Origin of the sequence: Microvirga tunisiensis, from assembly GCF_009296175.1 — a bacterium.
In the GTDB taxonomy this organism is placed as follows: Bacteria; Pseudomonadota; Alphaproteobacteria; order Rhizobiales; family Beijerinckiaceae; genus Microvirga; species Microvirga tunisiensis.
The window spans coordinates 1-13353 of the sequence record NZ_VOSK01000179.1 but is presented as its reverse complement, the minus strand read 5'-3'; the positions used below and the strand labels follow the sequence as shown (position 1 = coordinate 13353).

At 57.3% G+C, this 13353-nt stretch carries 12 protein-coding genes and 2 pseudogenes; 7 read left to right on the top strand and 7 right to left on the bottom strand.

Features of this window, described 5'->3' with window-relative positions:
• Nucleotides 1-157 precede the first annotated feature (157 nt).
• Together fliK and FS320_RS28130 are read left to right on the top strand one after the other, a co-directional pair.
• A complete protein-coding gene (gene fliK / locus FS320_RS28135; protein ID WP_152715532.1) occupies nucleotides 158-652 on the top strand; it encodes a flagellar hook-length control protein FliK in 495 nt (164 codons plus the stop codon).
• Nucleotides 633-1220, top strand: coding sequence for a transglycosylase SLT domain-containing protein (locus FS320_RS28130; protein ID WP_162003287.1), 588 nt, complete (start codon nucleotides 633-635; stop codon nucleotides 1218-1220). The genes fliK and FS320_RS28130 overlap by 20 nt, the downstream gene beginning before the upstream one ends.
• A 745-nt stretch (nucleotides 1221-1965) precedes the next feature.
• Here the strand turns inward: FS320_RS28130 and FS320_RS28120 are convergent.
• Genes FS320_RS28120 through motA form a run of 7 tightly spaced genes read right to left on the bottom strand, consistent with a single transcriptional unit; the run spans nucleotide 1966 to nucleotide 7076 of the window.
• Nucleotides 1966-2469 carry a hypothetical protein gene (locus FS320_RS28120; RefSeq protein ID WP_152715529.1) on the bottom strand — a complete coding sequence of 168 codons (504 nt, stop codon included), beginning with the start codon at nucleotides 2467-2469 and terminating at the stop codon, nucleotides 1966-1968.
• Nucleotides 2466-3530 (bottom strand): flagellar biosynthesis protein FlhB, encoded by a 1065-nt coding sequence (gene flhB / locus FS320_RS28115; RefSeq protein WP_152715527.1) that lies wholly within the window; start codon nucleotides 3528-3530, stop codon nucleotides 2466-2468. Before flhB ends, FS320_RS28120 begins: the two co-directional genes overlap by 4 nt.
• A 17-nt stretch (nucleotides 3531-3547) precedes the next feature.
• Nucleotides 3548-4576, bottom strand: coding sequence for a flagellar motor switch protein FliG (locus FS320_RS28110; protein ID WP_152715525.1), 1029 nt, complete (start codon nucleotides 4574-4576; stop codon nucleotides 3548-3550).
• A 14-nt stretch (nucleotides 4577-4590) separates the two neighbouring features.
• Complete coding sequence (gene fliN, locus FS320_RS28105; protein WP_244627436.1) at nucleotides 4591-4956, bottom strand: flagellar motor switch protein FliN; 366 nt, start codon at nucleotides 4954-4956, stop codon at nucleotides 4591-4593.
• Between the two features lie 11 nt (nucleotides 4957-4967).
• Entirely contained in the window at nucleotides 4968-5282 is a 315-nt protein-coding gene (locus FS320_RS28100) for a hypothetical protein (protein WP_152715523.1), read from the bottom strand.
• Nucleotides 5263-6195 carry a flagellar motor switch protein FliM gene (locus FS320_RS28095; RefSeq protein ID WP_152715521.1) on the bottom strand — a complete coding sequence of 311 codons (933 nt, stop codon included), beginning with the start codon at nucleotides 6193-6195 and terminating at the stop codon, nucleotides 5263-5265. Before FS320_RS28095 ends, FS320_RS28100 begins: the two co-directional genes overlap by 20 nt.
• A complete protein-coding gene (gene motA, locus FS320_RS28090) occupies nucleotides 6195-7076 on the bottom strand; it encodes a flagellar motor stator protein MotA (RefSeq protein WP_152715519.1) in 882 nt (293 codons plus the stop codon). Before motA ends, FS320_RS28095 begins: the two co-directional genes overlap by 1 nt.
• A 201-nt stretch (nucleotides 7077-7277) precedes the next feature.
• On the opposite strand from motA, the gene flgF reads away from it, so the two are divergent.
• From flgF to FS320_RS28065, 5 genes and pseudogenes are all read left to right on the top strand, one after another.
• Nucleotides 7278-8003, top strand: coding sequence for a flagellar basal-body rod protein FlgF (gene flgF, locus FS320_RS28085; RefSeq protein WP_152715517.1), 726 nt, complete (start codon nucleotides 7278-7280; stop codon nucleotides 8001-8003).
• An 8-nt stretch (nucleotides 8004-8011) separates the two neighbouring features.
• A pseudogene (gene fliI, locus FS320_RS28080) lies at nucleotides 8012-9333 on the top strand (flagellar protein export ATPase FliI).
• Nucleotides 9334-9429: 96 nt separating this feature from the next.
• A pseudogene (locus FS320_RS28075) lies at nucleotides 9430-10647 on the top strand (flagellar hook protein FlgE).
• 31 nt (nucleotides 10648-10678) lie between these two features.
• Entirely contained in the window at nucleotides 10679-12145 is a 1467-nt protein-coding gene (flgK, locus tag FS320_RS28070) for a flagellar hook-associated protein FlgK (protein ID WP_152715515.1), read from the top strand.
• Nucleotides 12146-12148: 3 nt separating this feature from the next.
• The gene (locus FS320_RS28065) at nucleotides 12149-13207 is read left to right on the top strand and encodes a flagellar hook-associated family protein (RefSeq protein WP_152715513.1); all 1059 of its coding nucleotides are present in this window, start codon (nucleotides 12149-12151) and stop codon (nucleotides 13205-13207) included.
• Nucleotides 13208-13353 lie beyond the last annotated feature (146 nt).

Genomic DNA, 13353 nt, shown 5'->3' with positions numbered 1-13353 from the left:
GCAAACGCGCCGCTCTCATCCGCCAAGCAGAACGCCTGGAGGTGGTGAGGACATGCCTGAAATCCGGTCAACTTTGCCAGCAAGGCTCGTACAGCCAATCTCAGATGGGGCGCCGTGAATTAACCGGGCTAAGTCCATCATCGATGATGTCAAGGGGGTGCCTGAGCCTCAGCAGCCAACCTTTCAGCATGATGGTTTGAATCGGGTAGCCACTGCGAGGGCATCGGCTGGCGTTCTCAGAGTTTTGGATCTCCAGCTGAAGCCGGCGGAGCTCGGTCTCCTAACGATCAGGATGCGGCTTGCCGGCGACAGTATTGAAATGGAAATCCAGGCTCAAAGTGAGGATACAGCCGAACTCCTGCGGAACGATGCGGAAAAGCTGTCCAGTCTCCTTCGGGTATCTGGTTATCGTCCCGACGTGATTAACATTCAATCCACTGAAGCTGCCTCTCATGACCGCTCCTCATTCCAACGTCCGCAGCAGGGAAATCAGGCGCAGAGCCAGTCCTTCGAGCAAGGTGCGGCAGCGGGTCAGGGAAACTCCTCCCGCAACCAGGGTGACCGTTATGGCAGAGGCGGATCGGACATCCACAAGGATGATAGTGAGGGATTGCCTTCTGGCGCTAGCCATTATGGCGGGATCTACCTTTAGCAGCTGGATCTCGACCCCGGCCCTGGCCCAGTCTCCAGCGGGCCAATGCGAACGAGAGATGATGCGAGCCTCGTCCAAGTATGGAGTGCCGTTAGGCATGCTCTATTCCGTCGGTCTTACCGAAACGGGACGACGCGGCAGCCTGCAACCCTATGCCATGAACGTCGAAGGAAAGGCCGTGTTCTCGAACAGCGCGGCTGAGGCGATACAGCGTTTCGAGGAAGCTAGCAGAGGCGGCGCGAGGCTCATAGATCTCGGCTGCATGCAGATCAACCATCTTTATCATCGTGAAAACTTTTCATCGCTGGAAGGCATGCTGAATCCACGCACCAATGTGGAATATGCCGCGCGATTCCTGAGGGAGCTGAAGGCGCGTCACGAGACTTGGACGATGGCCGTCGCACGCTATCACGCGGGGCCGAACAACGATCCCGCCCAAAAGCGTTACGTCTGCCGCGTGATCGCCAACATGGTTGCAACTGGGTTTGGCCAGTGGACGCCAGGAGCCCGGACCTTCTGCGCGGACGCTCCGGGCCTGAGCAGTGGACAGACGGCCTCAGACGGCTGAAGCCGAGACACTTACCGTGACATCCTGACTTCCGATCCGGATCCGTTCAGCGTTCCGGCGAGTGCCGCTTCCGCTCCCGACAAGCGGGCAACCAGCTGACCGCGCGAGAAAAGGATCACTTGGTTCTCGCGGAAGCTCCATCCATTTACGCTTCGCAGGGCCTCATGCGCACATCCTTGCGTTGAGGCTCTGTAGAGATCCAGCGATGGAACGCTCGAGAGCTGCACTTTGCAGGAGGACGCACCAACCCTGGCATTCCAGGTTCCTGAATAGGAAGAAGCGCGTTGGGGCGCCGTGAAAACGCCTGCAGGGCTCGATTGGGCGCTGCCGGAGGCTGGGCCCGTCGCAAGCGAGGGGCGCTCAGGCGCGACCGGGGCCGGTGTCGTCAGGATAACCGGCTCAGGAGGATCCATGGAGCCGACGTCCCGAGCCGTGGTGGCAGGACCAATATCTGCTTCAAGATAGATTTCGCGACGTCTTTCAGGTCGTGCGACGTCGAATTCGACCGTATCGACCGGGATTGCGACAGGTTCACCGACCCCATATTGGCGCGATCCGGAAAGGTGTCGACCCCATGGTGCGGAATACTCCGGGTAGTTCCTGCGAACATACCCCGGACCCCACGGCCCCTGATTGTATAAGGTGTCGGTCGAGTTGCAGGCCGAAATCGTGGCTGCCACCGTGACCAAGCTTATCGCTTTTAAGATTTTATGTTGCATCAGATGAGTCTGTGACCGGCCGGTGCTCAATGGCGGACGGATCCGGCAAGACAGTAGGATGATTTGAACCGGGCCGGCAGCGGCCTCAAGCGGGCGGACGAGAGAATCCTTTCAAAGGAAGACGGGTTGAAATCGACCCTGCGGAACGTCGCATCAAGAAGAACTTCGCTGATTTTGACGCCAATGTAATAGTTGCCGAAGATGAGCTGGAAGAAAACCGTGACGGAATCGTGCACGAATTCCATGTCGAGAACGACACATGAGGACTCCTCGCGCCCAGTGCTGACTTGTGCGACATGGCCGTAAGACAGCGTCTCGGCTTTGAAATAGAGTTCGGCAGACGACGTCACCATCTCGTCCATATTGCCGTGCAGCTGATTGTCGGCATAGAAGCGGATAATCTCAGCATCCGTGAGGCAAAAATCGGCGATGACATCCTTGATATTGCACGCCAATACTTCTTCGAAGGCTTGAATATCCCAATGCTCTCTCAACGGAGCAGCAACTTCGACGGCGCGAAGGCTTCTCATTTAGACCTCGTGAGGATGTAGAACAGGATCTGAGCGACGGCTTTATAGAAATCGGGCGGAATCACCCGATCGACTTCAACATGATCGTACATGGATCTTGCCAGAGGCTTGTCCTCGATCACGGGAATGCCGCTTTTTTCGGCAATCTCACGGATCTTCAATGCGATGAGATCCTTGCCCTTAGCGACGACGATCGGGGCGTTCGCCTCACTGCGTTCATATCGCATGGCAATGGCAAAGTGGGTCGGATTGGCGATCACGAAGGTTGCCTTGGGAACCGCAGCCAGCATTCGCTTGCGGCTTCGATCCTGAGCCAAGGAGCGCATCCGCGCCTTGACCATCGGATCGCCTTCCATTTGCTTATACTCTTCCTTAACTTCCTGCTTCGTCATCATCAGATCGCTGCGCCATTTGAAACGGGCCCAGAGCAGATCCGCTGCAACGAGGACGATCGTCGCGATGGCAATGGCGGAGACAAGACGCATGGCCATGGTCAACATCAGCTCCGGAAGGAGGGAGGGATCGGTGAGCATGGCATTCAGAACCTTGTATTGCTCCGACTTCAGAAGCAGGAGACTGACGAGAGTCATCGTTCCGAACTTGAACAATGACTTTGAAAATTCCACTAACCCCTGCCGGCCGAAGATTCGGTTCCAGCCGCTCAAGGGTGAAATTCTGTTCCATTGCGGTCTGATCCGCTCGGAGACAACAGACGGTACATTCTGAAATATTGATGCAGCCAAGCTGCAAGCTGCCAGAATAGCGATCGTCGGGATGAGGAATTGTCCGACCTCAAGGGCCACTGCCTGGATCAGTGCGGCCGCGTCCGACCCGGATTCCAATCGAAAATCCTGCGGGCGGTTGACAAAGAGTGACAGCTTTTCCGTCAGGCTCTTGGTAGCGCCGCGGGCGGCGAATGTCAGAACGAGAAGAATTCCCAAAATAGAAGCGAACAAGGGTGCCTCTCTCGAAAAGGGAATATTGCCCTTCTCGATGGCATCGCGAACCTTCTTATCGGAAGGCGCTTCTGTTTTGCTGTCTTTATCGTCCGTATCAGACATGATCCAAGGTTCGGCTGCTAGAAGTAAGCTTCGTCCTCGGTCTCTGAGTTGATGACGATCTCTCCTCGACCAGCCATCTCCAGCGCGAGATCCGTAATGGTTCGTCTCGCCTCCGCGATGTCGCGATGGGCGGACGGTTCCTTGCTGTTGAGTTCATGCTCGATCATGCGACGAACGCGTGATGAGAGAGCAGAGAGGACAACTTTGCGGAACTCGTCATTTGTACCCTTCAGAGCCAGAACAACGCGATCTGGCGGCACCTGGTCGAAGAGGGTTGTACGGTCTCTCGGCGTCAGCTTCACGATATCGTCGAAAGTGAAGAGCAGGCCTCTCAGAATTTCCGCCGATTTCGGACGAACGGATGAGAGGCTGCTCAGCACATCCTCCATGTGATCCCGCTCCATCTTATTGATGATGTCCGCAATCTTGGCGTGGGTGTCAGATCCTGCATTTTTCGAGAAATTCGCCATGAAGTCTTCATGCAATGTCTTCTCGATGTTCTTCATTGTCTCATCAACGATGGGCTTCATGCTCAGCATGCGTCGCATGAGGTTGTTCCGTAGAGGCTGCGGCAACTGCGTCATGACCTTCGCGGCGCAAGATGGCTTTACTTTCGATAGAATGAGAGCCGCAGTCTGCGGATGCTCCTTCATGAGATACGAGGCAATCGCACTTTCACTGACGGTCGATATGCGCTCCCAGATGCTTTTGTTAGCGCTCCCGACAACCTCGCTCATGATGTTGGCGATCTGCTCCGGGCTCAAAATTCCCGTCAGCAGTTTCTCGATGTGGGCCGCACCGCCGACCAAGTCCGCTCCGTCAGAGAAATTCGATGCGAACTCCTCAACTAATTGCTCGATCTGGGTCGGGGAGACAGGCCCAAGTTGAGCAGCGGATTTGGTGACAAGGCGAATTTCCTCCTCGCTGAAGTGCTTGAGGATCCTGCTCGCGGCAGGTTTTCCCATAGCAAAAAGGAGTGTTGCGACCCGCTCAGGTCCTTTCAGAACCTTCGTGCCGTTCGCCTTCATGGGGACGTGAGCGACCATGTCGTAAAACCAACTTAGCCGTTAATATCGTTGGTAGGAGGACCGACGATTTCGGTCAGTGAGATGCCAAATCGAGAGTTGTCGTCTTCGACGACAACGACCTCACCGCGGGCGATGATACGTCCATTCACGACGACATCAACAGGCTCGCCCACCCTGTGATCGAGCGGGACGATGGCACCGCGCCCGAGCTTCATCAGGTTGGCAACGGGCATCGTCGCCGAGCCGAGGACAACCTGGATTGTGACAGGAATACGCAGGATCGAGTCGAGGTTCTTACCTCCACCCAGTCTGTCGTCGTGCTGGGCGGAGCTCTCGAAGGCATTTTCCTGCTGCCACACGGCCTTGTCCTGGGGTTTTGGTTCGAAAGGATTCGTCATGGGAATTAACCTTATGAGTTAGATATGCCGGAACGTGGCTGCATTTGCAGGTGGGCCTCTCGAGTGAGGTGCTCAAGTCGTTCGACGACTGCCTGGGCTTCCTCGATTCGCTGACTGAGAAGGACGATGGTCTCCTTTCCCTCTGTGCCGAAGTTCGTCACTGCGCTCTGAGCAGCCACCAGTGCGGTTCCAGTTTTATCGAATATTTGCTGATACTCAGCATGGTAGCGATCAAGCTTTTTGAGCTTTCGGTACATCACTGCGACCATGATGCTGGTCGTCACAAGCGCAAGGAACAGAATAGCGTTAGCGAGGGAGGACATCATCCAGAAACTCTTTTTCCTGATCGATGAGTTCATCGACCTTCAGAACATAGGAGCCCTCCGACTGCCCGATATGGCACCAGAAAAGACCTTGCTGATTACTTTCAAGCTTGACGCGACTGCGAGGAGTTGCCTGCAGCTCGATGACATCCCCGATCTTGAGGTCCGAAATCTCGCCAAGTGAGAGGTATCGCTCCTCGAGAACGGCCTTGAGAGTCACCTCGGTTTTCTTCACCTCGGTGGCGATCTGCTTCATCCATCGTGGGTCCCGGCCCGACGATTCGCCGGTCACCACGTGGGAGAGAGCCTTCCGCATCGGGTTGAGAACCGATTGCGGAATGATGACGAACATTTCGCCGCCGCGGTTGAGCGCCTGGAGAAGGAATTTCGCTGCGATAGCCTGGTTGTTCCGCCGTCCAATGATGGCGAAGTCCATGCGGGTCTCAATGCGTTCGAGCTTGAACTTCGTATCGACAACAAGTGAAAAGGAGGCTTGAAGAGCTTTCGCGACCTGTTCGAAGAGCGTTTGAGCCATCCTGAGCTCGATGCTCGAGAAACCCCGCGCTTCCTCCACCGGCGGTTCTGAGCCGTCGGAGCCAAAGAGCACCTCCACCATCGTGTAGATGAAGTCACGGTCGAAGCCGATCAGGATATGGCTGTCCCACTCCGGGGCATGGAAGATTCCCGCGACGGCATTTGCCTCGTACATCTTCAGGATTTCGGTGACACGACCGCTCTCAAGCCCACTGAGCGAGTAGTACATGGGTGAGGCCGCCATGTGACGCAGGTGCTCGGCGCAGCTGGTCGACATGCGGTCGAATATCACGTGAAGCATCGGTAGGCGATCGAGCGAGAGGCCTGCCGCGTCCAAAAGCATGTCGCGAATGTCGTTGGCGCTTTGTGCTCCGCTCATCATCACGCGGCCTCTTTCAGCTCTTCGGAACGGCCACCCGTCGTCGTCGCGGTTTCAACCTCGTCGATGGTCGGGCGATACTCCACGGAGATGCCCTTGCGGCCGTGTTCCACGGCGATCTGCGGGAGTGCGCCGTTCATGTAGGCGATAAAGGCCTGCTTGACGATGACATAGACGCGCGTCTGTTTCTCGCGAGTCGCCTTCACCTTGTTGGCAAGCGGCGACAGGAAGGCATAGGAGATGAAGATGCCGCCGAAAGTTCCAACAAGCGCCGAGGCGATAAGCCCGCCCAGAATGGTGGGCGATTGATCGATGGCGCCGAGAGCCTTCACGATGCCCAGAACGGCCGCCACGATGCCGAGGGCGGGGAGCGCCTCCGATACGGTATTGATGGAGTAATAAGGCTTTGTGCGATCACGCTTGAGGGTCGCAATCTCTTCCTCCATGAGAGCTTCGATCTCATGGGGGCGCGCATTGCCAATGATGATCAACCGCGCATAGTCGCAAATGAAGAGCGTGAGATCATTGTCCTTGAGAACGCTTGGAAAAGCCTTGAAGATCTCCGATTCTTCCGGCTGGTCGATATGCCCTTCCACCTCGTTTCGCGGCTTGTTCTTCAACTCCCGCATGAGAGCATAGAGAAGGCCGAGAATCGCAAGATAGTGATCTCTCTTGGGCACAGCGCCAGAAATCGCCTCACGCGCGGCCCGGCCTGTGTCCTTCACCAGGGGCATGGGGTTCGCGATGATGAATGTACCGATCGCGATGCCGCAGATGATCACGTATTCCCAAGGCTGCCAAATAACGGCCAGATGACCGCCCATGGCGACATAGCCGCTCACAAGCGAGCCAATGGCAACTGCCAATCCGATCAAAACGCCCAAAGCTGTGGTCCCTTGTGTGAAAGTCCAACCCGTTGAGGATGTCTTAATCGCGGAGGCTTCCGCGAAGCTGGAAACAAGGGAGCAAGCCTCGTGCAAGGCTGTTCCAGTACGTCTCGGCCAGGTTCATGCGGCAGACAGATGCTGCGCCATCAGGGTCGGTCTCACCGAGCCGCCCTCATGAGAGAAAGCCGGAGCTCCTCGATGCAATCTTCGCTTTATGTCGCATTATCCGCCCAGGTAGCCATGGAGAAGCGCCTCAATACGATTGCGAACAACGTTGCAAACATGAATACGGGCGGCTTCCGTGCGGACGAGGTGAAGTTCGAGGAAATTCTCTCGCTCGCGGCTAAGGAAAATGTGTCCTTCGCTTCCTCCGGACAAAACTTCGTGTCACGCCGGACCGGCCCTATCGTCAAGACCGATAACCCGCTTGATGTCGCCATTCAGGGGGAGGCCTGGTTCGCGTTCAACGGCCCCAATGGAGCGGTCTACACTCGAGATGGCCGGTTCAAGATGAACGAGAACGGTGATCTTCTGACCGTCGAAGGCTATCCGGTGCTTGATGCCGGCGGTGCACCCATCGCGCTCGATCCAATGGTAGGTTCCCCAACCATCGGCCGCGACGGAACGATCATGCAGGGAACCAACCAGGTCGGAGCCATCGGTATCTTCAACTTGAGAAATGACAGTAGGCTCAGCCGCTTCGGAAATTCCGGCGTCATGTCCAGCATTCCGGGTGAAGTCGTTCAGGACTTCAACTCCACCGGAGTTCAACAGGGATACAGCGAAGGATCGAACGTCAATCCCGTTCTGGAGATGACGAAGATGATCGCGGTCCAAAGGAATTTCGATAGCGCCGCGACAACGATCCAGGAGAGCGAGTCGACCCTTATGGATGCCATCCGGACCCTTGGTCCCAGTTCCTGATGGCCGTGATGAACGCTCTCCAAAAGCTTGAAGCGTTCGTTCTGACCGAATGTGTCGGGCGGCGGAAGATCCAGATCAGCGGAACCATCCGCGAAGTGAATCCCAGTTATTATCGAGTTGCGGGATTATCGCAGTTCGTGAGGCTCGGAGATCGAGTGGGCTTTGCAGCTTCGGGGAAAGATGCAGATCGGAGAAGTCGTTCGCATCGATGACGGCGGCATTACCATAAAGCCCTTCGATGGTCGCATCAAGGCCGGTATCGGAACGCCTGCCTTCATCGTAGGCGATACGGGCTTGAGCCCAGATCACAGCTGGCGAGGGCGGGTCATCAACGCTCTCGGCAAGCCTCTGGACGACTTGGGACCTCTCCTGCCGGGCCACAAGCCGGTACAGAACGATGCTGAGCCTCCGTCTGCCATGACAAGGGCAAGGGTCACGACGCCCCTGAAAACGGGCGTCAAGGCCATCGATCTGTTCACGCCGCTCTGCCAAGGGCAGCGAATCGGCATTTTCGCGGGCTCGGGCGTCGGCAAGTCCACGCTGCTGACAATGCTTGCCAAGTGCGAGGGCTTTGACACGATCGTCGTCGCACTGGTGGGAGAGCGCGGTCGCGAGGTGCGGGAGTTCCTAGAAGGGCCCATTCACGCGAACCTGCATAAGTCGGTCATGGTGGTGTCCACCGGGGACGAGAGCCCGATGATGCGGCGCCAGGCTCCACGAACGGCGGTGGCCTTGGCCGAATACTTCCGCGATTGCGGTGATTCGGTCCTGCTTATCGTGGATTCCGTGACACGCTATGCTCACGCCGCGCGACGTAGCCCTCGCGGCCGGAGAGCCCGCCGTTGCCCGTGGCTATACTCCCAGGGTTTTCAGCGACCTGCCCCGTCTGCTGGAAAGAGCGGGCCCCGGGGCAGAAGGAACGGGTTCGATCACCGGGATCTTCTCCGTCCTCATCGACGGCGACGATCACAACGATCCTGTCGCTGACAACATTCGCGGAACGCTCGACGGTCACATCGTTTTGGATCGATCGATCGCAGATCAGGGACGTTATCCCGCCATTAATGTCCTGGGATCGATCTCGCGTCTGGCCGATCATGTCTGGTCGCCGGACCAGAAGGAGCTTGTGCGCCGCCTTCGCGGGTTGATCGCCCGTTTCGAGGATACGCGGGATCTCAGGCTCATGGGCGGCTATCACCCGGGCAATGATCAGGAGCTCGACCAAGCTGTCGTTCTTGTCCCGAAAATCTACGAGGCGCTTCGGCAAGATCCAGCCATGCCGGCCAGTCGCGATGCCTTCATGGATCTGGCGCAGGCCCTTAAGCAATAGAATTGTTCACGTCTCGCAGCATCAGCCCTGGATCGGAATACAGCTTCGCACAAGCGTCATGGTGTTAGGTCCAGTTTGAAACCGTAGGAGCTTTAGATGAGTCTTTATGGCGTTCTTCGTAGTGGCGTTTCTGGTATGAACGCCCAGTCGAACAAGTTGGGTACCGTCGCCGAGAACATCCAGAACTCGAGCACCAACGGATACAAGCGAGCTTCGACGGAGTTCTCATCTCTTATTCTTCCTTCAAGCGAAGGCAACTATAACTCTGGCTCCGTCACCAGTAGGGTTCGCTATACAATCGCTGATCAGGGACCCATTGCTTATACGACGTCGGCCTCGGATCTGGCGATCTCCGGCAACGGCTTCTTCGTGGTGAGTGACCCTAGCGGATCTCCCTACCTGACCCGTGCTGGCAACTTCGTCAAAGATGGGCGGACAGGCAACCTCGTGAATGCGTCCGGCTTCACCCTGATGGGCTACAAGCTCGGGGCAGGAGCCGTTAATCCTTCCTTGAACAGCCTCGACGGGGTCGAGCCGGTCAATATGGCGTCCTTTGCCATGCAGGCTACGGGATCGACGAAGGGAACCTTCAAGGGCAATCTGCCGGATAGTACAGTTGCGAAGCTTCCTCCGGATCCTCCGGAAGTCAGCCAGCGGTCCTCGCTCCAGGTCTATGACAAGGTCGGCAATCCAATCAAGATCGACATTGCTCTATCGAAGATCGACGATACGCGGTAGAGCATCAGCGTTACCAATGGCTCAAGTGGCGGCCCGTTGACAGGAACGACGTCAATGTTTCTGGATTTCGATCCTGACGGCCAACTCGCCTCGACGATGCCAACCTCTATTATGACTTTCGGCATTCCCGGCGGTGAAACGTTTGAACTTGATATGGCAGGCATGACGCAGTTGGCTGGTGAGTACAATGTCATTGGTGAAGCCAACGGCAACGCCCCGTCCGCAGTGAAGGACGTCGAGTTTGCAGCCGACGGAACTGTCTATGCGGTCTATGAGGATGGAACCCGGGTCGGGGCCTATCGCATCCCGCTGGCAAACGTGTCGAGCCCAGACAACCTGAGCCCTCGCGCAGGCAACGTTTACGAGACGACGGCGAGCTCTGGTGGATACCAAGTAGGCTTCCCGGAAATGTCCGGCTTCGGGTCCATCGCATCGGGTGCTCTTGAAGGATCGAATGTCGATATCGGCACGGAGCTGACGGCGATGATCGAGGCTCAGACCAGCTACACGGCGAACTCGAAGGTCTTCCAGACCGGGTCTGAACTCCTCGACGTTTTGATGAACCTGAAGCGCTAACCTTTTCCATTTGCTCAAGGGTCATTGATCCATGTCTCTGTCAGTAGCCTATAATACGGCGCGCTCATCACTCCTGGCGTCTCAATCTCAGATGGCGACGGTCTCGCGCAATATCACCGGGGCCTCTGATCCAAGCTACTCGCGCAAAATCGCGTCCCTTGTAACCCAAGGAGGTGCGGCCCGTGTCGTAACACTGAGAGCCAGCGATGCGGCGCTCCTGTCGAAGATGCTCGAAACGACATCTGATGCCGCAACCCAGAAGGCGCTTCTTGAGGGACTGGAGAAGCTGAGCCAGACCGTGGGCGACACTGAACTCGATGAGTCTCTCGCTGCCCGGATCGGAGCATTGGACAGTGCTCTCAAGCAATATGCCAATGCTCCCGACAACGCGCAGTATGCCCGGGCCTTCGTCACGGCGGCCAGCAACATGGCGTCCAGTCTCAATCAGGCCACGTCTGCCGTTCAGGCCGTCCGCTTGGAGGCTGACGGCAAGATCGCCGATTCCGTCGCCCGCATCAACGACCTCTTGGCCAAGTTCGAGAAGGCCAACCAGCAGGTCATGAGCGGCTCGGCACTCGGGGCGGACGTGACCGACGCCATGGACACCCGAGACAGCCTGATCGCCCAGTTGTCCGAGGAAATCGGCGTGACGATCGTGCCCAGGGCCGGCAACGACATCGCCCTCTATACCGACAGCGGCGTTCCCCTGTTCGACAGGACGGCCAGGCCGGTCAAGTTCGACCAGACAAACGTTTACGCTCCCGGCACGGTTGGCAACGCCGTGTCCATTGATGGCATCCAGGTGACCGGTAAGGGGGCTCTGATGCCCTTGAATTCAGGCAACCTCGTCGGGCTGGTGGCAGTTCGGGACGATGTTGCCGTGACCTACCAGCGTCAGCTCGACGAACTCGCGCGCGGCCTCATCGAGGCCTTTGCGGAGGAGCATCAGACCGACGCGTTGCAGCCCGATCTTCCGGGCGTCTTCACGTTCCCGGGCGCAACCGGCGTTCCCGCATCGCCGGCGACGACCGGGCTGGCAGGGTTGATCAGGATTTCCAACGAGATCGACCCGACGAAGAGTGCGACCGGAAAGTTCGAGAACATTCGCGACGGCGGGATCAATGACGCAGCTTACCGCTATAATTCCGATCCCGACAATACGGCTTTCTCCGGTCGTCTGTACGGACTTGTCGGAGAGATGACGAAGGAGCGGACGTTCGACAAGACCTTGGGTCTGGGAGCGACGGTGTCCCTGCAGGAATTCGCCCAGGGATCCGCAAGCTGGGTCGAGTCCTCGCGTCAGAGTGCCGACCAGTCTCTGGATTACCGGAATACGCTCCTGGGACATGCGTCGGAAGCGCTTTCGAACGCGACCGATGTCAATGAGGATGACGAAACCGCCCTGATGCTGCAGCTCGAAAAGTCATATTCGGCTTCCGCGAAGCTGATCTCAGTAATTGATCAGATGATCAAAACTCTTCTTAACGCGGTGGGCTAGGGCATGAAGACGACATTCATTTCGACGGTGACGCTGTGGAAATCCCCTAGATCATCGCTCGACAGGCTTCAGGAGAGCCTCACGAAGGCCAATACGGAACTGACGACGGGGCGGCATGCGGATGTCGGGCTCGCCCTCGGATACAAGGTCGGAGAGTCGCTTTCCCTGCGCCAGCAGCGAGCGGAAATCGACACGCTGACCGACAGCAACGGGTTGGCAATCCAGCGCCTCAAGACGACGACGTCTGCCCTGGACGGGATTCGTGAGAGCGCAACCAAATTTCGGGATGCGCTGGTGGGACTGCCGGCTAATCCCCCCGTCGAGACGATTAAGAGCCAAGCCGAGGCTTACATGAGCAGCCTCATCGGAAACCTCAACGTCTCGATCGGTGGCCAGTACATCTTCGGCGGCATCAACACGAAGGCAGCGCCTGCCAACGACTATGCTGGCGGCAGTCCGCTTTCGCTCAAGGGCGCGGTCGCGACCACATTCTCCGCGCCAGCGGCGTCCGGGGGCTTCGGCTTCGCGCAGACCAACCCGCTTGCCTCCGGGATCACGCCGGGCGATATGCGGACCTTTCTGGATGGACCGTTCAAGCAGATCTTCGAGGGAGCCGGCTGGAATACGCTCTCGAATGCATCGGATCAGAACATCCAAAGCCTGATATCGCCGACGGAAAAGGTCGAAACATCGACGAATGCAAGTTCGACCCCCATGCGGCAGATCGCCATGGCTTACACAATGGTCTTTGACCTCGGAATCGAGTCACTCAATCCCGAAGCGAGGAACGTTGTGTTCACGAAAGCGATCGAGGTTCTTTCGTCGGCGATCAGCGGCCTGATTAACGTGCAGGCTCGCATTGGGACGGCGCAGGCGAGAACCGAGACCGCCATCCAGAGGATGGACCTGCAGAAGTCCATCTTCGACGAGCGCATAGGTGGGCTGGAAGCTGTCGATCCTACGGAGGCCAAAGTTCGTGTCGATCAGCTCATGACGCAGATCCAAACATCCTATTCCCTGACTGCCCAGCTTAAGCAGCTCAGCCTCATCAACTATCTCTAGAGCGCGTTGACATTCAGGCTTTCGACGGACTCGCAAATCTGATTCAAGCTCCTTTTGGGCGCGGAGGCTTGGGTGAGCGGAGTTCGTCTGATGTTGAAAGATCACCAGTGGGATCGGATGGAGCCGCATTTGCCGGGCAAACGCAT